Below are 26,297 nucleotides of genomic sequence, written 5' to 3'. Positions count from 1 at the left end.
AGTTAATCAATAGCAAGGAGTATATAAAATGAAATTATTATTTGATAAAAATATACAAAAAGATAGTGAGATTGATAGAGGCATCCTTCTTTCACTAGGTAAAAAAAAGATAAAGAAAGTACCCAATCCTTATCATATAGGTTCAAACGTAAATGTAATATATATCTATAGCCTTGTAGATTCAGATATACCTTATCCTAAGAAACCTGGAAAAACATTATATATTGGTGAAGCTAGAAGAGCAGATGCCACAGGAATAAGATTTTCTCAGCACATTTCTCATGATGAGTTTGAAGGATTAAATAGTAACGTCAACTACTCCCTAAATTCCTATTATTGGAACGGTTGTAAAATAAACCTTAAGGTTTATGATATTGGTAACATCGCAGATTCTCAAAGAAGAGATTATGAATCTTTTTTAATTAAATGTCATGTAAAAAAATATGGGTCAACTCCTATTGCTCAAGGTACTAGTGGTGCGAACTATAAAGTTACCCGCATAAATGAATTAGATGAGACTGAAACTAACTCCATATTTTAGCATCCCTATTCTAACTTTAATATTGTAATAAACTACAAAAGTAACCAATTGTATTGTTTATATATATAATAATGTTTTTTCTTTATAATATATAAAATATATATTATTTATATATTCAATACAAAAGGTTACTTTTTGTGTATCAAAATTATTTAATTGCTTTAATGTACTACTATATAGAGCTTTATATAATAAAAATATAAATACTAAATGATTCTAAAATTTTTTAATAAATATTATGTACTATATATACAATTGTATATATATAAATTATAGGTTAATAAAACATATCAAAAGGAGTATGATATTATGCAACAAAATGAAATGATACAATTACAAAGAGTTTTTAACATCCAAATTGCTAGTAAGCTACTATCAGAAGGATTTAAACTTTATGACACACACCCTAATAGAAAAAATACCCAAGTAACAGTTTTTAGATTTTATGATAGTAACAAACTTCAAAATAGATTAAATGAATTAAGAGTACCATATAAAAAAGTAGCTAACTAAAAAATAGTTACTTTTTTCTTTTATATCAACGAAACAAATTTTATAGTAAAAGGAGCGTTTTATATGTCAACAATTTTAGAATCAAAAAAATATAAAAAAAAAGAACTACATATATTGTTTAACTACCAATCCCCTATAAAAAGTACAGGAACTAGGAAAGCATTTGAAAGAAAATTATCAGAATGCTGTAAGTGGAATATTGATGACTGTAACACAACAGAAATCAATGTAATTGAAGTTTATAAACAGCCATTAGAAACAAAATTTGAACATGGTAACAAAGGTAATAAGAATGCAGAAGGTTGGAATGAAAATTCTAATTCTAAATTTGTCGGAGCAGTACTTGTAAATAAGATTTCTTTTTTTAATCAACTTGAAAAAAAAGATTTTCTTACTGTTAAAACTCTATCAGAAAGATGTGGTTTTAAAACTGATAACTTAGAAACTGCAAATAGCATTTATACCGAAATAAGAAGAAATATTGAAAAGCTACAAATACTTAATCTTATTAAAGTTGAAAAAAGATACAATGCTTACACGAATAAGAATTTTGCACTGATTTCAAAGGAAGAATTTAAAGTCTTTAAAGAAATTTCCCAAAAGGTATGGAATAATTTACGCATACCACAAACTAAGAAGTTTAAGAGCTTTTATCAATTTAAATCCTTAATTAATGATGCTTACGTCGAGAGCATTTTTTTAGAAGAACTAGCAAAGGAAACATCAATAGAATTTGTATTTGAAAGTTATAAACTTGAAACTATTGAAAATGAAGAGAACGAAGAAAGATTAGCAGAACTTGCTGACATTCTTTTAGATGATATACCTATACAAGAAAAAATATATAATTATATTGATGAAAAAGAAGATTATTTCAAATCGAAGTTTAAAGAAAAACAGAAACAAGAACAACATAAACCAACTGGATTTGGAAATGGATTTATATACTTTACGCAAAAAATGTACCAAGAAGTTTATGCAGCTACAAATAATGTATCTGTTTTTTAATGTCAAAAATAGGAGGAATTTAATATGTCGGTAAATAAATGCAACAAATTAGTATACTTCAACTTAAATAATGAAGAAGAAGCAGAAATACTTGAATATTTCAGAGATAAGAACTTCAGTAAATGGGTTAAAAGAAAAGCAGAAGAAGAACTTAAATTAAAAAAGGAGCAAAAACAATATGACAGATAAAGAAAGAATAAAACATATAGACACTATATTAAAGCAAATTAAAGAAAATGGTTTTGCACAATGTGTAAATATATACGAAAACAATCCATCTATCGGCTTATTATATTACAGTAGTATTGATATAAAAAGCCTTAAATCTTTAAAGAAAAAACTAATAAGTTTTCAAAACCTAGATAAGCTCCACCAAACTAAAATTGCAATTGGCAAACTTTCAGATAAAAGGTTAGAGGTAGACAAGCCTAAAAAAGTAGTATTAAAACATATAGATTTAAACTCCATAATCTAATAATAAAAAAACTTAATTTATTATGTACAATTTACAACACAATGTATATATAAATTATAACTAATTGGAACAGTTGATAAAATATGCTTTAATGCACTTTTTACCTTTAGATTCCAATTCTTTATTCATTCTCATGAATTTCTTTTTTCAATACTTTCTTTGTAGAGGGGTTTACTATCTCCCCTCTACCTATCTTTTTTAAAGCTTTTTATAAAATAAATTAATAAATTTTAGGGGTGAAAACAAATGTATATAGATAGGCAATACTTGAAAAATACAGTTTTGAAAGTATCACAAGAAAAAAATATAATTAATGCTACGAAAAAAATTCAGCAAATGTGCGGAGTTCCCTGGTACGTTATTTATGACTTCACTAGGAAGGCAACTCCAAACGAAGAATCACTTTTGAAAATAATAAAATGCCTTAATATAGATACAGTTAAACTATTTGTAATAAATTAATGTACAATGTTACACATTGTATATATAAATATAAGTAAAATAAATTAAAAATCTTTATTATGCTCAAAGTACAGATTCCTTGGGTTTATTTTATTGTAAAAATTGTAGCTACGTTAACGACGAACATAGCTATTTTTTTATGTCCATTTTTACTTTTTCATTTTTAATAAGTAGCAACTAGGATTGATTTCGAATCTTAGTTGCTACTTTTTTTATTATGAAAAAATTTAACTATTAAATAAAAAAAATATTTTATTTTAGGAGGTCTCTTACATGACTAAGAAACAACTTTTAGAAAAGAAAAATGAAATTATCGAGAAGATGGAAGCTATCTTAAATTCTGCTGACATAGAAAAAAGAGCTATTTCAGATGCAGAAGAGCTTACTTATACATCTTTAGAAAAAGAATTAAGAGAACTAAACACAATACTTGCTGAAACAGAAAAGCAAGAAAACATAGGAGGTAACGATATGGAAAAGAGAGAATTTGCACAACAACTATTACAAGGTGAAGTTAGATCTGATTCAACAACTCATTCTAATGCAATCCCAGCTAATATAGCTAATGAGATAGTTGAAAAGCTATATGAAGTATCTAATGTTGTTTCTAATGCACAAATGGTACAAGCTAACGGAGATTTAGAATTCCTTGTAGAAAAGGAAGATGGTTTTGCACAAGTACTAGGCGAAACTGATGAAATAACACCAGTTGATTTGAAAGCTTTTGATAAAGTAGTACTAAAAGATAAGAGAATTGGTGACTTAGTTCTTGTATCTAAACGTTTACTAATGAATGCTCCTGCTGTTGGTATTGACTACATAGTTAATACTTTGGCTAAAAGAGTGGGAAGAACTCTAGAAAAAGAGATATTTCAAGCTGATGGTACTGCAACTCATTTAACAAGTGGGTTATTAAAGGGTGATATTGTTAATTTATCTGTTGTTGATTCAATATCAATTGACGATTTACAAAAACTAATCTTAGAAATGAACCCAGTTCTATTAAATGGTGCTAAATTCTATATGAGCAGAGAAACATTTAATAAGGTTGCACTACTAAAAGATGCAGATGGTAAGTTCTATGTAACTAGAGATATGATAAATGACAAACCTAGCTATAAAGTTCTAGGTATTGAGATTGAAATTACTCCATCAGTTGAAGGTTTATCAGTTGTATTGGCTAATGTAAATTCAGCAATAAAAATGAAGTTAGCTGAAAATACTTCCATTCAAGTATTAACTGAAAAATATGCAACTTCAGGACAAATAGGTGTATTAGCTGAATTCTATGGTGATGTTGCACTAGTTAATAGACAAGCTGTAAGGGTTTTAAAATAACCTTTAATTGATAATGATAATTAATCTTGGGTAAGTAATAGCTTACCCAATTTTTTTTAGCAAATTTTAAGGAGGACTTATATGGGATTTTTAAAACAAAAACCAGAAGTGGAAGAACGTTCATTTAAAATGGCGTTAAGTCAGATGTTTGCTACTTCTAACATCTACATTAATGATTCTATAATAGAAAAAATTCCATCTGTTGCAGAAAATATTAATCTTATAGCTGGTACAGTATCACAGATGCCAATATATTTATATGACGAAAATAACTCATTACAAGTAACTAGGAAGAACTCTGATTACAGAGAATTTCTTCTTAACAATGAAAACTCTGAATTTGAAACATCATATAACTGGAAATATAACTTAGTAAGAGATTTACTTCTATATGGTAAAAGCTATTCTTATATTGATAGAAAGGGTTCTAAAATAATCGGACTTCATAGAGTAGAACCTAAGACAGTAACTAAAAAGGAATACGTTGATGATAAAGGCATTATTAAAGATATAGAAATTCACTATACTCTAAATAATAAAGCTTGTATTGCAAATATTTTTGATTTCCTAGTTGTCGAGAAAGGCAATGGAATATTAAATTCAACTAATCTTTTGGAACTATTAATGGAATATGACAGCACAGTTAAAACAGCTCTAAAAAATGTAGTAATTCCAAGTGGAATTTTAACTACAAGTGGTAGGCTTACTCAAGTTGCAATAGATAAACTTAAAACAAGTTGGCAATCCATGTATCAAGGTGGCACTAATGCAGGTAAAACTGTAATTTTAGAAGAAGGTCTTTCATACAAGAATTTAGAAATATCCGTTGAGAAGTTACAACTTCCACAGCTTAAGGCAAATTTTGTTGAAGATGTTGAAAGGCTATTTAATATGCACAACATAGATTCAGATGAAAAATTCTTAAAAAGAGTTTTATCGCCAATCGTATGTTGCCTAGAAAATGCACTAGATAAACATGTCTTGCTAGAAAAAGAAAAAAAACAAAACTACTACTTTAGATTCAATACAAAAGAACTATTAAGACCATCAGTAGTAGAGCAAGCTAATGCAGTGGTACAGCTTGTTAAGGGTGGTCTTTTGACTATTAATGAAGGTAGAGCATATATGGACGAGAAACCTTTCTTTAATGAGGACAATGATAAGTTATTATTATCATTAGGAAATTGTTTAGCAAATAAAGATATGGACATTCAGATATTAAATCTAGGACAAACCATTGATAGTAAAGGGCAGAATATAGCAAAAAATAGTAATATAGATACAGCTACTAATAACTCAAATGCTGAATAGCAGCAGTATCTATATTTTTTATTTGTAAACTTATGCAAGGATAGTAGTGATAGCATATAGTTGTATCTAGTAAGTGTATTGTAATAGTTTATTACTAAAAGTAATTAATATTACTAATTACTTTTATGATACATTTTCTAATAGCTATTGCTACCATCAATAACACTATTATGCCTTCTAGGATATCTAATAATATTTAATAATATAAACTATTAATTACCTTGAAATTATTCATTAGAGTTCATCTTGGTTAATCTTAGATATACTCTAAGATTAATTAAACTATTGCCTTAGAGAGCTTTTAATTGTGATAAAAAAATGGTTTTAAGTTTAATTAATTATTTATATTTACATAAACTAAATAGGTTTAGAATCTAAAATACTACTAGGAACAATTAATGGTAAATGATATAGAACTAACAACTATACTGATACATGACTGGTATAGCCCCTATCAAAACAATACTTTAGATACAAATACAGTAACACAATAACCAGTTTCCGTATTTAAAAAGTACCCAATTGAATATTTTTTTTATGGGCAAATCAGCTAAAAGATAAGCTTATATAAAAATAGTTTATATTTATATTTTATCAAACCTGTTTACAAAGTAAACTACTTTATATGAAAGGGATTGAAAACATGGAAAGACAATACACAACTAATAAAATTGAAATCAGAGAATTAGGCCAAGGCTATCAGCTCGAAATTCTTGTTAATGATTATAGAGATAGCAAATTATTAAATGGCAAGAACGGACAATTTATTGAAAATGTACCACAGGAAACTTGGATAAAAGCTATTGAAGGAAATAATGATATTCAGTTACTTGTTGACCACTCTCCCTATGTCAATGTAGCTGAATCAATAAAATTTGAAGTTAGAAAAGAGGGGGTTTATGCAATTACTACATTAACCGATAAAGCTAAAAATCTATATAATAGCATTAAAGAAAATGGGACAAGTGGTATTTCCTTTGGATTTACAGCCATTAAGGACACTTGGAATGGCATCAAAAGAACCATTAATGAAATGCATCTATTTGAAATTTCTATATTAATGACTAAGCAACCTGCTTATAGCGGTGGATATGCCGAAATAAGAAATATAGAAGTACCTTATAATAATCTTGAAACTCTAAAAAGAAAATTAGACTTTTACAAACTAATATAACAAAGAATTCCTTAATATATCTATATCCACATAAAAAAATATTATCAACCAGTAAGGAGTTTACTTTAAGATTACTTTCATTCTGATAATATATTGTATAAGAAGCATAATAAGCATTAAATAATAAAGAAAGTATCAGGTTGTTTTCAAAATAAAAATCTACCTAATACTTTCCCTTACTAATTTCATATACATGTATCAAAAGAACTCTTATCAATAAAAACAATAATATTTTATAACCGAATATTTATCGAGTTATAAAATTACAAAGATTTATCTGATTATAATTTTACAATACATATTTGCTTGCAACAAAGCTTAAACTTCTATATGCTTAATAATTCGTTGTTTATTTTATTAATTGCTTTAGATTGAAGATTATAAGCTTCTGTTCTTTTTAAATTGGCATTTAAGACCAAATCATTGATTATTTTAAACTTTTCCCTATCTTTTATTACTGGTATATTTATTTCTGAAACATGAGTTGTATCTATTTCATCAACTACAGAACCATAAGTAAATTTCTTTATAAATTCTAGTCCATAATCTGTATCTAGAAAAGCATATATATATCCTACAACAGAATCATCAGCAGGAATTACCCTTATTACATGCTCATTAACAACCCAATTCTCCCAATGCTTTGGTGCTAAAGTCACCTTCCCTATTGTACCACTTCTAGTTATAAGCACCATATTTTCCCTTATTTCAAGCTCATCAGATATACGTTTGCCATGCTTATTTGTAGATAAAAACTTATCTGAATTAGGAGCTAATTCATATATCTGCTTTCCTCCAAAAAATAGAGTGCCTTGCCCCTCTTCGACATAAACTCTTTTAAATCTCCCTGGCAACGTAATATTCTTAGATAATCTTTTATCTCCAAGCTTAATAATTTCACACTTTTCTTTATTAATATTATTAATAATGTTTTGATTTACTGGTATATGATATGATGAATCAAATCTAATATTAAGTGTATTTAATGAAACTTGAAAGCAATTTACTTCACTCTCAAATTTTAAATCCTCACTTATATCATTAAGTTCTAATTCTTTAATTAGAATCCGCTTAGCTAACTCAATCATTTCATTTGATTCATCTCTACATTTAAAAGAATTCACTATCAATTCATTTATTTTATTCTTAAACTCAATATCTGCATTGGGTATTATTACTTCTTTCAAATGTTCTGGTTCTACGTGTGACACTACTGAGCCATACTGATTATTTCTAATTAATGCTAGCCCTACTTTAGTTTTCATAAATGCATATACATACCCTAAATCTATATCATCTTTAAATTTTATTCTTATTACATCATCTGAAAATATCTTATTTTTTAATGTTTCTGAAACTATAGTACAATTTCCTATTGTTCCAGATCTAGTTAATAGTAAGGTTTTTTCTTTTAACTTTAATTCTTCTAAATTACATTTTGTTTTAGATGATATAAATTTACTCGGTTTAGGATTTATCTCATTAATCTGTGATGGCAAATAGAATTCTTCTCCATATTCTTTTTCAACATATATCCTCTTAAACCTATTAGGATAAAAAGCCTCTTCTATTAAGCCATCTTCACCTAATAATCTTACATAACCTAAGCTATTATTTTGTACTATTTCATAAGCATGCTTTGCTTCTATACTAAATACTCCAGCATCTACTCTAAAATCTTTTTCTATTATTTCATTAATCTTTATAGTACACCATTTTAACTTTTCCTCGGGAAGAACCATTGTAATATCATCTGAATTTAAGGGAACATTATTACTTACCATACTATCCCTTCTTTCCTCTTCCATATACTGAATACATTTGCTACATCTTCTGTTTGGTCATCAATAACCTTTTTTAACGAAACTGTCTCTCCTTCAGCTGTATTTTCTTCATATGGAATTAATAGTTCGTTACCGTATTTATCCCTCTTAAATAGTATTGAGCCTCTCTTATCATGACCTATTCTATCTACCATCGCCATAAAAATATTATAGTTTCTGATATTACCTGATTCTAATTCTTCATCTTTCTCAGCTTTAGTCTTCTTTCTAACTATTAAAACAGAACATTGAGTTCCATTTTTAGGTTGGAACGTATCTGCATGTAAATCAATACTCGCAATTAAATAGGTTTTATTAAGTAACCATTCTCTTATATACCCCAAGCTTGGTGAATTTAATATGGCATCAGGTAAAACAATCCCCATTCTACCACCTGGTTTTAATAATTGACAGCATCTTTCTATAAAAAGCTGCTCTGGCGGAACAGAACTTTGAAATCTATCGGTCTTTTCCCATCTACCATCTTGTTTTTCCCATATATGAGCTAAATCGTATTGTTCTAAAATACTCCTATCTTTTATAGGAATTTTGCTTCCAAATGGGGGATTCGTCACAATTACGTCGAAAAACTCTATACTACTTGCATTTCTTAAATCTAATTTATTTATTCCTAATGCCTCAGATAGTTTAGTTTTAAACTCATTCGTCCATTCGTGTGGAGGTAGTAGCGAATCCGTTCTTAAAATATTTCCACTCCCATCATTATTCATTACCATGTTCATTTTAGTTGCCTTAACCAAGTCTGGATTTATATCAAATCCAAAAAGATTATTCTTTGCTATTTCAGATATTCTTTCTTGAAAAATTCTTGTTTCATCATATCCCCAATCATTTTTGTCTTTTCCGTATTCTAAAATTATATCATGCTCTAATTTTTTTATAACATGATTCATTGCTGTTACTAAAAAACCACCTGTTCCACAAGATGAATCCAATATTTTTTCGTTGTCTTTTGGGTTTATCATTTCAACAGTCATTTTCATAACATTTCTAGGGGTAAAAAATTCCCCCCTATCACCTCTAAGATTTGAACCTACTAACTCCTCATATGCCTTTCCTTTTATATCTATATGAGTATTTAACAAACTATACTTTTGTAGTTCACTAACTATATAGGCTAAACTTCTAGGCATTAAACTTATTTCATCATTTACATCAAATATCTTTCCATATTTTCTTTTAACTTTCTCAAAGATTTTATCTATTCTATTTTTAACTGTTAATTGCCCATCTATATTATTTCTTTCCTTAGAAGTTGCATAAAACTCTAATTGGTGCGGAATGTTTCTTTCATCTTCTATTTTACAGAATATTACCTTCAAGAATTCAAAAAATGCCGGTTGTTTCTGCATTCCATCATTTATATATATATAATTATGACATGTTTTGAACACAAATAGTAAATTATCTTCTACTGCATTCTTTAATTTTCCTCTTTTGGGTCTGTCAACATCATCTACTGAACCGTCTGCTGAAGGAATATCATTATAACTTTCAAATATTATAGTACCCCTTTCATCTATGCTCTTTTTTAGTACTTCTTTATACTTACCATTCGTCCACATTCCCCATTCACAGTTAGAGCATACTGACATATATGATTTAAGTTGCTCTATACCATCTTTTTTACTAGATGGTTCTACAGTTTCCTTCTTGCATTCTATAATTAGCTTGATATTTTCTTGCTGCCTGCTATCACTGTCACTTGAAAATATGACTATATCAGCTCTTGGTTTATTACTACCAAGTTTTAATGTAAATTCTACAGCTATATTTTTTTTATTGTATTTATGCTCATTAACTAATCTTTTCTCTACATTTTGTCTTACATATTCTTCAGGTGTATCGTTTCTAAATTTGCCATCTATATAATCACTTATCTTACCTTCTGGTATTGTAGTAGTCCCTAAATTATTCATACTTCCTCCTAAATAGACATATTATTATTACACTACATTATACCATTTTTATTAATTCTGTCACAATCCTTATTTTTACTACAATATTACCAGGCATTAGTGTTATTTCTTAAAATAATAAGCCTAGGCAACACATTACTTATTGCCTAGACTTATATCTAAATCTCTTAATATTTTAATTATGTCTCAACACTTTATCATTTAAGCTATATTTACACGTTATTTATTGTGTGGTTCTTTATCGAGTAGTAATTCAAATTTATAAAAAACTTACTTATGTTATGATTAACCGTTACTAGCAATAATTTTTACTGAATAACTTTATTTAATGTATTCAATTGAATAAGGTGTGTATGAAATAATACTATCAAATCTTATTCAACTTATTTAGTTTATCCAGTTAAATCACCACTTATCAGCCATTAAGTATTTTCCATTTCCTGTATGTTCAACTAACAAACCATCGCATTCCCAATCTATCATCATGCTTTCATAATCAATATAATTTTCTAGGTGTGATGGAATTTCTATAATATCATAATCATTTACATAATCTTCGAAAGCACTTACTTTACTATCGCTTTCTATAACTGTGTAAAATTTTCCTTGTTCAAGTATTTCTATAACTTCACTTTCACCAAAACATTGTAACAGAATACCAACATCTTCAATCCTTGTTTTATATTCTTCTGATATCATAAATAATGAGTGTAAATTATCAATCTTAAAATCATAAGGGTAATCCAGTACTCCAATTTCATAATCATTCATTCCATGATTTGTGGCTTCAAAGATTGCATCTTCTAATTCATCTAGATTTGTAACCGTACAGTAGGTAGTTTGATATGTTCCTAGATTGTAAATATATATTTTAAACATATTGGTAACCCTCCTTGAACTTTATTAAATCATTCCAATTCGGCTCTAATCCATACTGCTTGCATATTTCAAAGTATCTTCTTAATATTTTAATATTCATAATTGTTTCCTCCTTGATTATCATTTCAAGGAATGCTAAAATATAGTTGCGAAGTATATTGGGTGCATTCCTTAGTGAATGTGCCTTTTATTTTTTATAATTATCTTTTGCATATAAATCTTCTTATAAATCTAATTTTAAATTGTCGGCTAAGAAATAATACCCCCTTCCATTATGTTCAACTCTTCCTTGAATCCACCTATTTTTTATCTTTACTGATATTGGGCATCAACAAGATAATTCATTGTTTTATAGAAATGTTTATTTAATTGGTATATTTACATTATATCAAAACTGGTAAAATAAGTAAATAACTTGTCGAAAATAGTCAAAAAAATAAAAGAGATAGCTAACTCTATCTCTTAAACTGCATTTACTTTGTCTCTTTTACCATTTTCTATAACTATATTCATTATTGCAATCCACTCATTAACTGTATTAACTATATTACCTAACCCTGTTAATGTCATACCTGTAACCGAATTAATAAAATAAATATCTAAGAAAGGAAATGAAATATCATTAAATGTAATTCTTAATCCAAACTTCTTAATATATTCTTTTTGATTAATATTATCAAAGATTGAAAACTTATCTTCTACAAGCTTTATCTTACTATCTTTAACTAACTCACATTTTATAACATCATTATATTCAAACTGTCTATGTATTATATTACTCGGATTATCCTTCTTAACTGACATATAGTGAATCTTTTTATTCACATCATCAACAACAAACTTTGAACTTCCATCATAATCCGGTATATCTATGAATTTCGTTACTGCTAATCCGTTTTTATTAATGTATTCATCAAATATTACATTAGATTCTTTTCTTGACTTCTTCTTTGCTCTAGACAATACTATCGGACACATTACAATACAAAGTAAAACAAACAACACAACATACATTACCATATACTCCAATACCTTTATCTATTTTGATTTCATTCTATATTATACCATTTATCCAACATTCTCACCACCTTATACATATTCTGTTTTTATTTTATTAAAACAAAGAGCACCATAATAAATATGATGCTCTTTAATGTAAAATCGACTGTTTCAATTCTGTCATTACACTATTTTTGTTGTCCAATCCTCACAGTTCCATATATCTGTTACTACATCTTTATAAAACTCTGGTTCATGGCAAACTAGTAATATAGTTCCTTTATATTCTTGTAATGCTCTCTTTAATTCATCCTTTGCTTCTACATCTAAGTGATTGGTAGGCTCGTCAAGGATTAGTATATTTGTTTCCCTATTTATAAGTTTTGCAAGTCTTACCTTGGCAGCTTCTCCTCCTGATAGTACCATAACCATACTTTCTATATGCTTAGTAGTTAAGCCACACTTAGCTAAGGCGGCACGGACTTCGTATTGAGTGCAGCTAGGGAATTCCTTCCAGTATTCTTCTATACAAGTATTTTTATTTCCTGATGCACCTTCTTGCTCAAAGTATCCTATTTGTTGATAGTCACCTAGGGTAACTTCTCCACTTATAGGTTTTATGTCTCCCATAAGGCTCTTAAGTAGAGTTGTTTTTCCAAGTCCATTGGCTCCTACAAGGGCAATCTTTTGTCCTCTTTCCATAGAAATATTAAGAGGCTTTGTTAATGGACTATCATATCCTATAACCAAGTCCTTAGTTTCAAAAATAACCTTACCTGATGCTCTTCCTGTTTTGAAGTTAAATGTTGGCTTTGGCTTTTCCTTAGAAAGCTCTATTCTATCTATTTTATCCAACTTCTTCTGCCTTGATTTAGCCATGTTAGATGTAGCAACATTGGCTTTATTTCTTGCAACAAAATCTTCAAGTTTTGCAATTTCAGCTTGTTGCCTTTCATATGCTCTTTCAAGCTGTTCTTTTTTTGCTTCATATATTCTCTTAAACTCTTCATAGTCTCCTACATATCTACTTAACTTTCTATCTTCCACATGGTATATAAGATTAATTACAGAATTTAAGAAAGGAATATCATGAGATATTAGAATAAATGCATTTTCATAGCTTTGTAGATATCTCTTCAGCCACTCTATATGTGCTTCATCTAAATAGTTTGTAGGCTCGTCTAGAAGTAATATGTCTGGAGTTTCAAGTAGAAGCTTTGCAAGTAAAACCTTAGTTCTTTGGCCTCCACTTAAAGCCGTTACATCTTTATCTAGCCCTACATCTAAAAGTCCTAATCCCTTAGCAACTTCTTCAACCTTTGCATCTATAACATAAAACCCGTTATTATCTAGCATATCTTGAATAATAGCAGTTCTTTCTAATGCCTTATTCATTTGTTCTTCGTCCATTTCACCCATTTTCCCATAAAGTTCATTCATTTCAGTCTCTAAATCAAATAGGTATTTAAATGCATCTCTTAGTACATCTCTTATAGTTAATCCTTGTTCTAAAGCTGCATGTTGATCCATATATCCTACCCTCACATTATTAGACCAAATTACTTGGCCTTCATCAGGCATAAGTTTACTAGTTATTATATTCATAAAAGTAGATTTACCCTCACCATTAGCTCCAATTAAACCTACATGTTCCCCTTTTAATAATCTAAAGGATACATCTTCAAATATTGCTCTATCCCCAAAACCATGACTTATATTTTTAACTGTAAGTATACTCATACATTTTCCTCCTATATCCTTCTGACTATCACCATTAAATGGTATGCGTTAAAAAAATTCAAACCAAGAATATTATACTTTACTGCCAAAGATTTTTCTATGGTAAAAATTAAATAATTTATTTGCAAAATCCTCTCTATAAATTTATACTATAAGAGGTCTAAATAAAGTTTAGGAAATTTAATTTTTATATAGAACAATTTTAAATTTGACAATATAAATTATTATTAATAATTTATTGTTTTGATAATAGGAGGATGTAAATGGCTTGTAAATTCTATCTACTAAAGGGAAAAGGAAAAAGTGTGGAGAATGGTCACCTTTGGGTTTACTCTACTGATATAGAAGAATATGATGGTGAATATGAAAATGGAGACATTGTAGAAGTATATAATTGCAGAGAGGAATTCATCGGAAAAGGTTATATTAATGATGTTTCTAAAATTACTATAAGAATTATGACTAGAGATATCAATGAAGAAATTGATGAAGAATTTTTTAGAAAAAGACTTAGAGCTGCATGGGAATACAGAAAAAAGATAATAGATACTTCTAGCTGTAGGTTTTTGTTTGGAGAAGCTGATTTTGTACCTGGACTTATAATTGATAAATTAGAAGATTACTACGTTATTCAATCTCTAGCTCTAGGCATTGATAAATATAAAGATATCATTGTAAAAATTCTAGTAGAAGAATATGGTGCTAAAGGTATTTATGAGAGAAGTGACGCTAAGGTTAGAATCCTTGAAGGCATGGAACAGATTAAAGGCTTTTTAACCGAACCCTTTGATACTATGATTCAGATAGTTGAAAATGGCGTTAAGTACTATGTTGATGTTGAAAATGGGCAAAAGACAGGATTTTTCTTAGATCAAAAGGAAAATAGAGCTGCTATACATAAGCTTTGCAAAGATGCCACTGTGCTAGACTGCTTTACTCACACTGGTTCCTTCGCATTAAATGCTGGTGTTGCTGGTGCTAAATCAGTATTAGGAGTAGATATATCAGAGCATGCAGTAGAATTCTGTAGACGTAATGCAGAGCTTAATAATCTACAAGATGTAGTTAAATTTGAATGTCACAACGCCTTTGATGTACTTCGTGAGTGGTCTGATGAAGGCAGAAAATATGATGTGGTTATCCTTGACCCACCAGCCTTTACCAAATCTCGTTCTACTATAAAAAGTGCTACAAGAGGATATAAAGAAATAAACCTTCGAGGAATGAAATTAGTTAATAAAGGTGGTTATTTTATAACATGTTCATGTTCTCACTTTATGAATCCTGAACTGTTTAGAGATACCATTGCCAGTGCAGCTAAAGATGCAAGGGTTACCCTAAGACAAGTAGAATTTAGAACTCAAGCTCCTGATCATCCAATTCTTTGGAATAGTGATGAATCATACTACTTAAAATTTTATATCTTCCAAGTGGTTTAATTATTTATAAAGAGCTATATAATTTATAATCTTATTTGATTTATAAATTATATAGCTCTTATATTTAAATCTTCTTTACTCTTTCTTTTGACTTTGTTTTACTAGTTGGTTAGCATATACACTAGCCCCAGTAACTAAAACACCCTGAATTATTGCATCAGCACTAAAACTGTGCATAACTCCCATAGATAACAGTATGCCTACAGGAAGCAAAATTACTGGTATATATTTATCATTTATCTTCTCTATTCCTTTTAAAATCATACCAATTATATATAGCACTGGTATTAGTATCAATGCATTCTCTGTAATATAACTAAAGAATTCCATAAATATTCCCCCTTTATATATTTTATTCATTTTATTCTTACATGAGTACATTATTTTATATAAATTCAATAAAATTTTAGTTATTTACTACTAGGTATACTTATGCATATCACTTATGATTTCACTTATTTTTACATATTGTAATTTTATTCTTTGATTTTCTTAAATTATAAGGATAATGAGATATAAATTTGTTGTACAGTTTTTATTGAATGTTAGTTCTAAAAGTGTAACAATAATAATATAGTAATATTTTGTAAAAGGTGATGTTATGAAAGGCTTATCCATTCTAAGATTTGTTCAGATTGTTTTTTGTTTCCCTATAATAATATTGTTTGCTACCTCTAAAATGAATGGTATTGAGCAAATTATTTTCATAGCTCTCTTTACCTTATATACTGTAGTATATGAAGTTATATTTTTAACTTTAGCTAAAAGAAAAAGAACTGCTAAAAGCAGCAGTTCTTAAAATAGATTTCTAAGCCTCAGTAGGAGTAAAACTCCCTCTGAAGCTTAGAAATCTGTTCATTAATATATCTTTATTTCTCCATCCTTGTATTCTGGAACTATATTTATTAAATCCTTTGAAAGGCAATATCTTAAATCTTCATTATACCTGAGATCCTTCATCCTTTTATAATGAAGTGCATCTTTTACAAAACTTATTATACTAGGATTATTTATATATACATATTCTGAAGTTTTTGCTATATCTGTTAAGGTGCAATGGTTTTTCATTATATCTCTTAAACAGTTGATTATATACCCACTTGTTATAAAGTCATCCATAGAGAACTCTCCATCGGTTCCTGCATTTACAAAGGTTACATCCTTATTTAACTTAGCTAATTTTTCTGCTACTACTCTTCCATTTATTAAAGCACCTATAAATATCTTCTCTGCTTCCTCACTATTTTTAATAGCTCTAGTCCCATTTGTGGTAGTCATTATAAGACTCTTACCTTTTACTATATCCTCAATGTAGTCTAAAGGTGAATTGGAGAAATCAAATTTATCTATTTTTATTCCCCCTCTTTCTCCTCCTAAAAGATATTTATTTTTATCTTTACTTGCAATATCTATAGCTTCTTCTATCTCTTTTACAGGAATTATTTTATCACAACCATTATTTAATGCTGTAACCATTACTGAAGTTGCTCTTAAGACATCAATAACAACCACTATCCTATCTTTAAATTTTTCTGGCTTAATATGTTGTGCAGATATAACTACATCAATATTCATGTACTATTCCCCCCTGATTATACATTTAATTAAATCAATCTTCTTTATAATATTTTCCTTGATATAGGTCTTCAGTGACTAACTTATTATCTATGGCGTTTAAGACTTCCCACTTTTTCAAACTCCACATAGGACCTACTAATAAATTTCTTGGAGCATCTCCTGTAAGTCTATGAATTACTATATCCTGTGGTAACATTGTTATAGCCTTAGTTACAAGTTCAATATATTCATCCATTTCTAGTAATGTAATCTTGCCTTCATCTAACAGCTTTTCTAGCCTTGTATTTTTCATTACATGAAGAAGGTGAATCTTAACTCCTTTTATGGGAAGCTTAGAAATATACTTAACGGTTTTTAACATATCCTCTTTACTTTCTCCTGGAAGTCCAAAGATTATATGTGCCACCACATCTATTTTCCTTTTATGTAGTTCCTCCACTGCTTTTTTAAATATTTCTAACTTATAGCCTCTATTTATAAGGGTAGCTGTAGTATCATTGCTAGTTTGAAGTCCAAGTTCTACCCAAGTATATACCCTTTTTGAATAGTCTTCTAATAATTCTAACACATCTTCTTCTAAACAATCTGGTCTTGTAGCAATGGCAAGTCCAACCACATCCTCTTGTGTTAATGCTTCATCATATTTTTTCTTTAATACTTCTACAGGCGCATAGGTATTTGTATAAGCCTGAAAATAAGCTATATACTTACCATCTTTCCACTTTTTATTCATCATTTCCTTTATATTAACAAACTGCTCAGTTATAGATGATAACCTATCTCCAGCAAAATCTCCTGAGCCACTCTCAGAGCAGAATATACACCCACCTTTTGATAATTTTCCATCTCTATTAGGACATGTAAATCCACCATCTAATGATATTTTAAAAGTTTTTTGTCCATTAAACTTTTTTCTTAAAAAATAATTTAAATTATGATATCTCTTTCCATTAAAATCTTTTCTCATTTCTAATCTTCCTATCCTATTCTTCTGTTATCTATTTTAAATATATCCATATAGTAATCTTCTATATTCAATTATAGTTTAACTCTTTTATCTTTCAAAATCCACTAAGACATCTTCAAAAAATAAACAACTCAGAATGCTTGTCTATTTTGTGTTATACTTCTCATCTTTGACTTATTATTTATTTTCAGATACCTAAATGAAAATTTACTAACAATACTTTAAAAAGTTTTCCACATATTAATAGTTTTCCACATATTCTTGTGTGGACTTCAATATAAATATACAAGCTATCATAATTTGGGGGGATAACTTTGAAGAATCTTAAATTAATTTTTCAAGCTGCCACTGTTTTTATTGGCACCATTGTAGGAGCAGGCCTTGCTTCTGGTCAAGAAATAACTCAATTTTTTTCTACCTATGGGTTTTCAAGTTTTTATGGACTTCTACTCTGTGCAGTATTTTACATAATAATAAGTTCCATTATAGTGTCTATAAGTTTAAAATATGACTTAAATTCTTATACTGATTTTATAACCCTTGTAAGCCCTGGTTTCTTTGGAAAAATAACAGATTATCTTACTAGCTTCTTTTTAATCTCAGGAGCTGCTATAATTCTTGCAGGTAGTGGTGCTTTACTTTATCAACACTTTGGAATTCCAAGACTTGTTGGAGTGTTTGTAATGGCTGGAATTGCACTTATTACCTTATTAAATGACACTAAGGGCCTAATAGCTATTAATTCCATAATAGTACCTAGCCTTACTACTATAATTATTACTATATTTGTCCTTTATCTTCTCTTTTCAAAGGATACTATATCTATGGACTATATGAAACAAGTACCAGTATACAAAAACCTTATTATAGATAAACAGTGGATTATATCATCACTTCTCTATGCAGGATTTAACATGTTATCCTGTAGTGGAGTTCTTGTTCCCATTAGTAAAGAAATCAAAAATAAACGCCTTATTATTTCTGGATTAACCATTGGGGCTCTTGTCCTTACTCTACTTGCTTTCTTAATTAATTCAATGTTAATGGCAAATATACCTGAAATCTTTAAATATGAAATTCCACTACTCTTTGTAGCTAGTAAGTTTATCTCTTTAATGCAAATTCTTCTTTTATGTATTATTTGGTGTGAGATGTTTTCTACAGAAGTTTCAGATATATATAGTGTTGGTAAGACCCTTGAAAATAAATACAACATCCCTTATAAGAGAGGTGTTATACTCATTCTTTTAATAGCCCTTCCTATATCTCAAATAGGCTTTAAACAGCTTATAACTTTCTTATATCCCGGTTTCGGAATAGTTAGCTTAGTATTTATAGCTCAATGCATTGGGTTCTACTTTAAAATGAATAAGGTAAAAAAATAATTAAAACTTATATAGGCTACTTCACTTTTTGCTCCTCTTTAATTATACTGATGTTATATAAGATGAACACTACTATGTTAGTAGTGTTTATTTACTTTCAAATATAAATATAGTATTTGCTATGTTTACTATGTAAGGAGATAATTAATTATGAAAGATTTGACTGCTCTCAATAATTGTAATATATGCCCTCGTAATTGCGGTATAAATCGAAACTCTGCAAAGGTAGGCTTTTGTAAAAGTGGAGCTAAAGTAAAAGTTGCTAAGGCCTATGGTCATATGTGGGAAGAGCCCTGTGTGTCTGGCACTAATGGTTCTGGTACAGTTTTCTTTTCAAATTGTAACCTTAGATGTGTATTTTGCCAAAATCATGATATTAGTCAGTCTGACATAGGTAAGGAAGTTTCTATAGAAAGATTAAATGAAATATTTTTAGAGCAACAAGCTAAAGGATACCATAATATAAACTTAGTTAACCCTACTCACTATATACCTCAAATAATAATTGCTTTGGATAAAGCTAAAGAAAATGGACTTAATATCCCTGTAGTTTATAATTCCAATGGCTATGAAAACGTAGAGAGCATTAAAGCTCTTAAAGGATACATAGACGTATATATTCCTGATTTAAAGTATTTTAATGATAAATATGCAATAAAGTATTCTTCTGCTCCTAACTATTTCACCATAGCGTCAAAGGTTATTGAGGAAATGGTGGATCAAGTAGGTATTCCAATATTTAATGATGAAGAAATTTTAATTAGAGGTGTTATTATAAGACATCTAATGCTCCCTGGACTTTTATTCGATTCAAAAAAAATAGTAGATTACATATATAAAACCTTTGGAGATTCAGTATACTTAAGCCTAATGAATCAGTATACACCTATGTTTAAAGCAGCAGAATATGATGAAATTAATAAACCTCTTAACCCTAGTCATTATGACTCTTTAATAGATTACTGTATAGATTTAGGCTTTAAAAATGCCTTTATCCAAGAATGTGGATCTAACTCAACAGTTTATGTCCCAGATTTCAATCTGCAAGGGATTTAAAACTCTAATATTATAAAGCTCTTTAACCGTAATAAAACTAAACAAATAAAAAGCATTCTTAGGTAAAATCTCATGAACTTTACCTTAAGAATGCTTTTATCATTAATTATACATCTAGTGTACTTCTAAAATATTCTGTAATTCTTTGAACCTCACCTATAGCTTCTGTAAGTTTAATCATTTCATCAGTATAGGTATTTACACTGGCACTAACTTCTTGAGATGATGCAGAATTTTCTTCTGCAATAGCTGCTAATGATTCCACATTGTCATACATTCCTTCTATAGCTTTAACTTCTCTACCTAAATCATTGATTGTAGTAATCATTGATTCTGATACTTTATCAACAGCAGTAGTCGTACCCGCACTTATATCTCTAATTCTTTCTAATCCATCAGTTTGTTTTTCAAGGGCTACATACTGTTCATCTATGCTATCTACAGTATATTTAATATCCTCTGCAAATTCTTTAAGATTTAAATTAATTTCTTCAACAGCATCTTTAGTTTGTTCTGCAAGCTTTCTTACCTCTTCTGCAACAACAGCAAAACCTCTACCATGTTCTCCAGCTCTAGCTGCTTCTATAGAAGCATTTAATGCTAAAAGATTTGTCATGTCGGAAATTTGAGCTACTATTGATACTATATTAGTAATATCACTAGCTTTATTGTTTAACTTTATTCCAGTTTCTTTTACTTCTTGGAACTTGTCTAATGTTTTTTGAATATTATTACTTACAGTCTTTATCTCATCAAACCCAGCAGTAATTTTCGTTATAGTATCTTCCATAGCTAATTTATTTTCATTTTCACTGTTTACTAAGTTATTTAAAGCTCTAATATTATCATTCAATCCTGATGCTACTCTTTCTGTATTGTTGGCTTGGTCCACACTAGTTTCTGACATTTGTTCTACTACTGTAGATATTTCTTTAGATGAGCCTTCCATTACATTTGAAATAGCTTTAACCTTATTAAGATATTCTACCATCTCACTAACATTAGCATCAAACTCTGTCATATCCATTGAAGATATATTAGTTCCTGATTTTATAACTTCATATAATCCTTCAAGCTCATCCTTGGTGCTAATAACATCATATGACCTTTCCTTATCTTCTTTTAATCCAGTGATAGCTTTAACAGGTCTTAATAATAAATATGTACCTATAAAGGTTACTACTGTAGCTACAGCTGTAATTTCTAAAGCTGGAACTATACTTTTAACTCCAAGTATTAATGTTGATCCAATAAGAGTTAATATAAAAGTAAATATGGATGCCTTAACTGATAATGATTTTACAAATCCAAGTGATAAGATTTTATTAAATCCATAACTTTTTTTGCTATTTATTTCTTTTTCAAAAGTCACTTCCACTTTCATCACATCTCCAGACTTTTCTAAAATTTCATACTCTAATTGTTCATTAAAATATTCAAAAGTTCCTTCAAGCATACCTAAGAAATAATCAAACATCTTTCTTTTAGATGAATAAGTCATCACCGCTTTTCTTTTAGATGTCTGAACAATATCTACTGCTGGAGGCTTAGCTCCTGAAATTTTCTTAGTTATTGCTATATGTATATCATTTAGTGATTTTAAAAATTCATATGCACTTCTCTTTTTAAAGTATACTGGATATACATTAACAAAGGATTGTATATTGTCTTTTCCTATATCATTCCATAATTTCTCTTTAGTTAAACCTCTAGCTTCTGATAGCTTTGAAATAAACTTAGCTATTACTTTGTCGTCTACTTCTTCTAGTGGAGAAAATATCTTATTTGTCTCCCATCCAGCATGGTTCATAGCTTCATTTACTTGTGAATCATTATAAAGTTTTCTACAAGTATTTAGCCATATTGATACAACTGTGCCCTTCATAATTAATACCCCTCTTTTCTATGGCTATAGTATATTAGCACTGATTTGGCAATTCAAAATAGAATCTTACACCTCTTTTGGTATTTTCAACTCCACATTTACCTTGGTGCAAATCTACTATATTTTTAACAATTGATAGTCCAAGTCCTGTACCACTATCTTTCCTATTTCTTGACTTATCTATCTTATAAAATTTATCCCATATCTTATCAATTTCTTCCTTATTAATAAGCTCACCTGTATTTTCAAAAGATAACTTAGTCATATTCCCCCGTGGGTACATTTTAACAAATATACTTCCCTCACAGGGAGTATGCCTTATTGCATTCGTAAGAAAATTGGTTATTACTTGTTCTATCTTAAATGCATCCCCATAAATTTGTTTCTCATATAGATTCAAATCTATTTTTACATTCTTATTATCGATACTATGATGTAATTTCTTTACAACATTTTTCACTAAATTATCAATAAAAAATAATTCTTTATTAAGGATTACCTTTCCACTTTCCAAAGATGATATTTGAAGCATATCTCTAACTAAATTACTCATCTTATCAGATTCTTCTATAATTACATTTAATGATGAATTCATATTGTCTTCTAAAAATACGCCATCCTTAATACCTTCTGCATATCCTTTTATTAAAGTAATAGGGGTTTTTAATTCATGAGATACATCTGCTATAAATTCTTTTCTCATAATCTCAATTTCTCTTTCTCTGTGGATATCATTTTGTAGTTTTCTATTAACTTCTTTTAATGAATTTAAAGAATTATCCAAGTTTTGTCCTAAAAAATTTAATGTTTCCCCAAGGTTTCCAATTTCATCTTCATATACCATAGTGCATCTCTGACTAAAATCCAAATTACTCATTCTTACAGCCACTTTATTTATTTCTCTTAATGGCTTTGTAATAAATTTCGAATAAATTAATGCTAATATAACTATTACTACTATAGCCCCTAAGTAAAAATACTTATAAAATATCCCTATAACCCCCATGGCTTCTTTTACATATTGTAAAGATGTAAATCCTACTATTATGTTATTCTCATGTAGAAGTGCAGAAGCTAAATATTTAGTGTTCTCGCTGTTCTTAAATGAAATAGTTACCTGTTTTTTATTAATCATCTCGTTTAATAGTTCCGGATCTGTCTTTATAGTTTTAATAACATAATTAAAAATTTCTGTATTTTTACTATCTATAGTTTCTGAGTCAGTTTTAAAGGTCACTATAATATTATTTTCTGTGTTTACCACTCCTATAGATGTGTTATAATTATTCTCAAACTTCTTAATACTCTCTATTATTTCCCTTTCATCCTTTGGATTACTTAGAGTATCCCTAAACTTTATCACATTGCTTTTAATATCATTTTCCTTTTTATCATTATATATCTTTTCAAACAATATTCTCTGACTTAAAAGAGTAATAGTCAAAAATGCTATAAACACCACAGTAGTTACAACAAACATTTTCAATGTAATGCTTCTTTCTATATTTCCCTTTATCTTTTTATAATAATTAATTATTTTATTCATACTAAACCTCTATCTTATAGCCAAAGCCTCTTACTGTTACTATCACTTTATTCATGTGCTTTAGCTTCTCTCTAAGTCTCTTAATCGTAGTATCAACCACACGTATATCTCCTTCAAAATCATAACCCCATATTTTTGTAAGAATTTGCTCTCTAGTAAGAACTATATTTTTATTTTTCAGGAAATATATAAGCAAAGAAAATTCTGTTGGTGAAAGATTAATTTCTTCATCACTTACCATAACTCTATGACCTTCTTCATCTATATAAAGATTCCCTATCACAATTCCCGTACTTTTATCTATACTACTTCCATAGCTCCTCTTTATTAACGCTTTAATTTTAGCTACTAAAACCTTTGGACTAAAGGGCTTTGTTTCATAATTATCTGCACCAAATCCCAATGCTAAAAGCTTATCTTCTTCCTCTTCCTTTGCACTAAGCATTATTACTGGTATATTCCATCTATTTCTTATAACCTTTAATGTCTCAAATCCATCCAAAACAGGCATCATTATATCTAGTACCACTAAATTTACTGATTCATTCTCTATAATCTCAATAGCTTCTTTACCATTAGAGCTATGTAATGTTATAAACCCTTCCTTTTTTAAATAAGCTTCCAACAAGTTTCTAATATTCTCTTCATCATCAACTAATAATACCTTTATATTATCCATATCCGTAACTCCTTGTATTTCTCTTCTTAATAATAATTATACCTTATTTTATACTCTATAATTATTTACTTGAATATTTTATTAAAATATTTTTTGCATGTTGTTTTTATACGCAAAAATGAACTCCGAGATAACTTCGAAGTTCATTAATAGATTATATACTCAATTTTTAGGATATTTAATTCTAGGTAAATCCGTTGCATCTTTATATGGCCAATGTGGAATAAAGTATGAATATTCAATTTCTTCCTCATGAACACTTCTTAATTCTGCGATTTTAGTTACTCCTGTATATATAGCCGAAATCTTATACCATGTAGCATAATCTACTTCACCTGTCTGCGGAAGACCAAATACCTGTTGAAATACTTTTACTTGATTGGCAGTTGTAGAACCATACTTTCCATCAATAGCCACTTTAGGTATTAGAGGATAATTTTGTGCTATTCTATTTAAAAAGGTTTGAGTGGTTCTAACTGGCTCTCCACTGGCTCCCTGTCGTAAAGTAAAACCTGGATATGACCTTGGACTTCCAGAAACCTTTTCAGCTCTTTCAAGAACTATATCACTTCCATAGAAATTTCTTAATATATCATATGGAATCCATCCTTGAGCCCCTAAATCCTTACTGCCCCATTGAGTAAGCCATCCTGGACACTGAACATTTCTACCATCACAGTATTGCGTAAGTAAAGGTTGTTTAGCTCCCGACCTCTTTACATAGGTAGCAAATAACTCATCTACTATCCTACTTATGTTATCAAATATGTTTCTTCCGTAAACAAAAGCTTGATCATAGGCTGTAGAATTTGTTACGTCAAAATTAAACCCCTTACTTCTATACCATTCTGTGTATATTCTATTTAAAGTAAATGAAATGATACAGTATACATTAGCTCTTATAGTTGCCTCTGGCCAAGTTGCATAAATTTCACAGCTGGCTACATTTTTTATATAGTCTGTATATGGAACAGTATAATTTGGTGCTGCTGTATTAGTTGGTGCCCCTGCATGTACGATTATAAACTCTGGTACAACTGGCTCTGGCAAAACTACAAAACCACTTGGTGGAGGTGGCAAAGCTTTATTAGGGTCCTCAGGTATCTTAGGTGGAAAATCACCAAATTGAACATTAGGTGGAATCTCTATAACCCTGACTACCTGTACATCTTCATCCTCTGTGATCTCTCTATTAAGACTTGTTGGAATCAGATTACATATCTGTAACGCTGTTTGTCGCGGCAACACTTGGCATCCTCTTATATTTATTTCATCAAAGCCTTCTGCCGTTACATCTATATCATAAAGGGCATAAGGTATAAGGGTATTATCTGGATTTAATGACCTTTCTATTTCTGGAGTTTCTAATTCTATAGTCTCCGTTTGTCCCTCTGGATTAGTAGTTAGGGTAGTAACTTGCTCTCTAGTTTCTCCATCTGTTCTTGATACCGTAATATTGGCATTACTTATTGGTATAGCTGTATTTACTCTATACACTTGAACCTGCAACCTACCTATGTCTGCCATAAATTTCTCCTTAAAATAATACTTCAATATAT

26 protein-coding genes are annotated in these 26,297 nt (G+C 29.2%); 13 read left to right on the top strand and 13 right to left on the bottom strand.

What is annotated here, in order from left to right; translation table 11 throughout:
* Positions 1-28 precede the first annotated feature (28 nt).
* From B3086_RS01155 to B3086_RS01115, 9 genes are all read left to right on the top strand, one after another.
* The gene (locus B3086_RS01155) at positions 29-541 is read left to right on the top strand and encodes a hypothetical protein (protein WP_346892665.1); all 513 of its coding nucleotides are present in this window, start codon (positions 29-31) and stop codon (positions 539-541) included.
* Between the two features lie 309 nt (positions 542-850).
* Positions 851-1,054: a hypothetical protein gene (locus B3086_RS01150; RefSeq protein WP_346892663.1), complete on the top strand. Its 204-nt coding sequence runs from the start codon at positions 851-853 to the stop codon at positions 1,052-1,054.
* 63 nt (positions 1,055-1,117) lie between these two features.
* Positions 1,118-2,062, top strand: a complete 945-nt coding sequence (locus B3086_RS01145; protein WP_346892661.1) for a hypothetical protein — start codon at positions 1,118-1,120, stop codon at positions 2,060-2,062.
* Positions 2,063-2,086: 24 nt separating this feature from the next.
* Entirely contained in the window at positions 2,087-2,251 is a 165-nt protein-coding gene (locus B3086_RS01140; RefSeq protein WP_346892659.1) for a hypothetical protein, read from the top strand.
* Positions 2,241-2,537, top strand: coding sequence for a hypothetical protein (locus tag B3086_RS01135; protein WP_346892657.1), 297 nt, complete (start codon positions 2,241-2,243; stop codon positions 2,535-2,537). The genes B3086_RS01140 and B3086_RS01135 overlap by 11 nt, the downstream gene beginning before the upstream one ends.
* Positions 2,538-2,783: 246 nt before the next feature.
* Positions 2,784-2,999, top strand: a complete 216-nt coding sequence (locus B3086_RS01130) for a hypothetical protein (protein WP_346892655.1) — start codon at positions 2,784-2,786, stop codon at positions 2,997-2,999.
* 273 nt (positions 3,000-3,272) lie between these two features.
* A complete protein-coding gene (locus B3086_RS01125) occupies positions 3,273-4,337 on the top strand; it encodes a phage major capsid protein (protein ID WP_346892653.1) in 1,065 nt (354 codons plus the stop codon).
* Positions 4,338-4,418: 81 nt separating this feature from the next.
* Entirely contained in the window at positions 4,419-5,648 is a 1,230-nt protein-coding gene (locus B3086_RS01120; RefSeq protein ID WP_346892651.1) for a phage portal protein, read from the top strand.
* Positions 5,649-6,291: 643 nt separating this feature from the next.
* Positions 6,292-6,822, top strand: coding sequence for an HK97 family phage prohead protease (locus B3086_RS01115; protein ID WP_346892649.1), 531 nt, complete (start codon positions 6,292-6,294; stop codon positions 6,820-6,822).
* A 326-nt stretch (positions 6,823-7,148) separates the two neighbouring features.
* Here B3086_RS01115 and B3086_RS01110 read toward each other — a convergent pair whose 3' ends face one another.
* The 6 genes from B3086_RS01110 to B3086_RS01090 form a co-directional block, all read right to left on the bottom strand.
* Positions 7,149-8,630: a restriction endonuclease subunit S gene (locus tag B3086_RS01110; RefSeq protein WP_346892647.1), complete on the bottom strand. Its 1,482-nt coding sequence runs from the start codon at positions 8,628-8,630 to the stop codon at positions 7,149-7,151.
* The gene (locus B3086_RS01105) at positions 8,600-10,585 is read right to left on the bottom strand and encodes an N-6 DNA methylase (RefSeq protein ID WP_346892645.1); all 1,986 of its coding nucleotides are present in this window, start codon (positions 10,583-10,585) and stop codon (positions 8,600-8,602) included. The genes B3086_RS01110 and B3086_RS01105 overlap by 31 nt, the downstream gene beginning before the upstream one ends.
* A 405-nt stretch (positions 10,586-10,990) precedes the next feature.
* On the bottom strand, positions 10,991-11,464 hold the full coding sequence (locus tag B3086_RS01100) for a hypothetical protein (RefSeq protein ID WP_346892643.1): 474 nt from the start codon (positions 11,462-11,464) through the stop codon (positions 10,991-10,993).
* 223 nt (positions 11,465-11,687) lie between these two features.
* Complete coding sequence (locus B3086_RS18020; RefSeq protein WP_414632263.1) at positions 11,688-11,786, bottom strand: DUF5348 domain-containing protein; 99 nt, start codon at positions 11,784-11,786, stop codon at positions 11,688-11,690.
* Positions 11,787-11,926: 140 nt separating this feature from the next.
* Entirely contained in the window at positions 11,927-12,478 is a 552-nt protein-coding gene (locus B3086_RS01095) for a hypothetical protein (RefSeq protein ID WP_346892641.1), read from the bottom strand.
* 168 nt (positions 12,479-12,646) lie between these two features.
* Entirely contained in the window at positions 12,647-14,203 is a 1,557-nt protein-coding gene (locus tag B3086_RS01090; RefSeq protein ID WP_346876340.1) for an ABC-F family ATP-binding cassette domain-containing protein, read from the bottom strand.
* Between the two features lie 263 nt (positions 14,204-14,466).
* On the opposite strand from B3086_RS01090, the gene B3086_RS01085 reads away from it, so the two are divergent.
* On the top strand, positions 14,467-15,642 hold the full coding sequence (locus tag B3086_RS01085) for a class I SAM-dependent rRNA methyltransferase (protein ID WP_346876339.1): 1,176 nt from the start codon (positions 14,467-14,469) through the stop codon (positions 15,640-15,642).
* A 75-nt stretch (positions 15,643-15,717) separates the two neighbouring features.
* On the opposite strand, the gene B3086_RS01080 is transcribed toward B3086_RS01085, so the two are convergent.
* On the bottom strand, positions 15,718-15,972 hold the full coding sequence (locus B3086_RS01080; RefSeq protein ID WP_035134826.1) for a phage holin family protein: 255 nt from the start codon (positions 15,970-15,972) through the stop codon (positions 15,718-15,720).
* Between the two features lie 271 nt (positions 15,973-16,243).
* Here B3086_RS01080 and B3086_RS01075 point away from each other — a divergent pair, with 271 nt between their 5' ends.
* Positions 16,244-16,441, top strand: a complete 198-nt coding sequence (locus B3086_RS01075) for a hypothetical protein (RefSeq protein WP_346892639.1) — start codon at positions 16,244-16,246, stop codon at positions 16,439-16,441.
* Positions 16,442-16,500: 59 nt separating this feature from the next.
* Here B3086_RS01075 and B3086_RS01070 read toward each other — a convergent pair whose 3' ends face one another.
* Together B3086_RS01070 and B3086_RS01065 are read right to left on the bottom strand one after the other, a co-directional pair.
* Positions 16,501-17,217 (bottom strand): 2-phosphosulfolactate phosphatase, encoded by a 717-nt coding sequence (locus tag B3086_RS01070; RefSeq protein WP_150845450.1) that lies wholly within the window; start codon positions 17,215-17,217, stop codon positions 16,501-16,503.
* A gap of 34 nt (positions 17,218-17,251) precedes the next feature.
* Positions 17,252-18,187, bottom strand: a complete 936-nt coding sequence (locus B3086_RS01065) for a TIGR01212 family radical SAM protein (RefSeq protein ID WP_346892637.1) — start codon at positions 18,185-18,187, stop codon at positions 17,252-17,254.
* A 308-nt stretch (positions 18,188-18,495) separates the two neighbouring features.
* Here B3086_RS01065 and B3086_RS01060 point away from each other — a divergent pair, with 308 nt between their 5' ends.
* Both B3086_RS01060 and B3086_RS01055 read left to right on the top strand, forming a co-directional pair.
* Positions 18,496-19,572, top strand: coding sequence for a transporter (locus tag B3086_RS01060; protein WP_414632262.1), 1,077 nt, complete (start codon positions 18,496-18,498; stop codon positions 19,570-19,572).
* A gap of 159 nt (positions 19,573-19,731) precedes the next feature.
* Positions 19,732-20,628, top strand: coding sequence for a radical SAM protein (locus B3086_RS01055; RefSeq protein WP_346892683.1), 897 nt, complete (start codon positions 19,732-19,734; stop codon positions 20,626-20,628).
* 106 nt (positions 20,629-20,734) lie between these two features.
* Here the strand turns inward: B3086_RS01055 and B3086_RS01050 are convergent, their stop codons facing one another.
* From B3086_RS01050 to B3086_RS01035, 4 genes are all read right to left on the bottom strand, one after another.
* Positions 20,735-22,513, bottom strand: coding sequence for a heme NO-binding domain-containing protein (locus tag B3086_RS01050; RefSeq protein WP_346879854.1), 1,779 nt, complete (start codon positions 22,511-22,513; stop codon positions 20,735-20,737).
* Between the two features lie 34 nt (positions 22,514-22,547).
* Entirely contained in the window at positions 22,548-24,059 is a 1,512-nt protein-coding gene (locus B3086_RS01045; RefSeq protein WP_346848792.1) for a HAMP domain-containing sensor histidine kinase, read from the bottom strand.
* Between the two features lies 1 nt (position 24,060).
* On the bottom strand, positions 24,061-24,738 hold the full coding sequence (locus B3086_RS01040) for a response regulator transcription factor (RefSeq protein ID WP_346879853.1): 678 nt from the start codon (positions 24,736-24,738) through the stop codon (positions 24,061-24,063).
* Between the two features lie 162 nt (positions 24,739-24,900).
* Positions 24,901-26,265 carry a peptidoglycan-binding protein gene (locus tag B3086_RS01035; protein ID WP_346879852.1) on the bottom strand — a complete coding sequence of 455 codons (1,365 nt, stop codon included), beginning with the start codon at positions 26,263-26,265 and terminating at the stop codon, positions 24,901-24,903.
* Between the last annotated feature and the right edge of the window lie 32 nt (positions 26,266-26,297).

The sequence above is a fragment of the Clostridium sp. UBA871 genome, from assembly GCF_002295255.1.
Taxonomy (GTDB): Bacteria; Bacillota; Clostridia; order Clostridiales; family Clostridiaceae; genus Clostridium_J; species Clostridium_J sulfidigenes.
Note: the sequence above shows the minus strand (reverse complement) of the source record. Positions and strands in the feature narration are given on the sequence as shown.

Bases quoted from the DNA above. Each gene is read 5' to 3' on its own strand.
- B3086_RS01095 (WP_346892641.1), bottom strand. From the start codon at position 12,478: ATGTATGTTGTGTTGTTTGTTTTACTTTGTATTGTAATGTGTCCGATA.
- B3086_RS01065 (WP_346892637.1), bottom strand. From the start codon at position 18,187: ATGAGAAAAGATTTTAATGGAAAGAGATATCATAATTTAAATTATTTT.
- B3086_RS01080 (WP_035134826.1), bottom strand. From the start codon at position 15,972: ATGGAATTCTTTAGTTATATTACAGAGAATGCATTGATACTAATACCA.
- B3086_RS01110 (WP_346892647.1), bottom strand. From the start codon at position 8,630: ATGGAAGAGGAAAGAAGGGATAGTATGGTAAGTAATAATGTTCCCTTA.
- B3086_RS01130 (WP_346892655.1), top strand. From the start codon at position 2,784: ATGTATATAGATAGGCAATACTTGAAAAATACAGTTTTGAAAGTATCA.
- B3086_RS01040 (WP_346879853.1), bottom strand. From the start codon at position 24,738: ATGGATAATATAAAGGTATTATTAGTTGATGATGAAGAGAATATTAGA.
- B3086_RS01070 (WP_150845450.1), bottom strand. From the start codon at position 17,217: ATGAATATTGATGTAGTTATATCTGCACAACATATTAAGCCAGAAAAA.
- B3086_RS01125 (WP_346892653.1), top strand. From the start codon at position 3,273: ATGACTAAGAAACAACTTTTAGAAAAGAAAAATGAAATTATCGAGAAG.
- B3086_RS01150 (WP_346892663.1), top strand. From the start codon at position 851: ATGCAACAAAATGAAATGATACAATTACAAAGAGTTTTTAACATCCAA.
- B3086_RS01045 (WP_346848792.1), bottom strand. From the start codon at position 24,059: ATGAATAAAATAATTAATTATTATAAAAAGATAAAGGGAAATATAGAA.
- B3086_RS01090 (WP_346876340.1), bottom strand. From the start codon at position 14,203: ATGAGTATACTTACAGTTAAAAATATAAGTCATGGTTTTGGGGATAGA.
- B3086_RS01155 (WP_346892665.1), top strand. From the start codon at position 29: ATGAAATTATTATTTGATAAAAATATACAAAAAGATAGTGAGATTGAT.
- B3086_RS01145 (WP_346892661.1), top strand. From the start codon at position 1,118: ATGTCAACAATTTTAGAATCAAAAAAATATAAAAAAAAAGAACTACAT.
- B3086_RS01100 (WP_346892643.1), bottom strand. From the start codon at position 11,464: ATGTTTAAAATATATATTTACAATCTAGGAACATATCAAACTACCTAC.
- B3086_RS01050 (WP_346879854.1), bottom strand. From the start codon at position 22,513: ATGAAGGGCACAGTTGTATCAATATGGCTAAATACTTGTAGAAAACTT.
- B3086_RS01120 (WP_346892651.1), top strand. From the start codon at position 4,419: ATGGGATTTTTAAAACAAAAACCAGAAGTGGAAGAACGTTCATTTAAA.
- B3086_RS01085 (WP_346876339.1), top strand. From the start codon at position 14,467: ATGGCTTGTAAATTCTATCTACTAAAGGGAAAAGGAAAAAGTGTGGAG.
- B3086_RS01135 (WP_346892657.1), top strand. From the start codon at position 2,241: ATGACAGATAAAGAAAGAATAAAACATATAGACACTATATTAAAGCAA.
- B3086_RS01075 (WP_346892639.1), top strand. From the start codon at position 16,244: ATGAAAGGCTTATCCATTCTAAGATTTGTTCAGATTGTTTTTTGTTTC.
- B3086_RS01105 (WP_346892645.1), bottom strand. From the start codon at position 10,585: ATGAATAATTTAGGGACTACTACAATACCAGAAGGTAAGATAAGTGAT.
- B3086_RS01115 (WP_346892649.1), top strand. From the start codon at position 6,292: ATGGAAAGACAATACACAACTAATAAAATTGAAATCAGAGAATTAGGC.
- B3086_RS01035 (WP_346879852.1), bottom strand. From the start codon at position 26,265: ATGGCAGACATAGGTAGGTTGCAGGTTCAAGTGTATAGAGTAAATACA.
- B3086_RS01140 (WP_346892659.1), top strand. From the start codon at position 2,087: ATGTCGGTAAATAAATGCAACAAATTAGTATACTTCAACTTAAATAAT.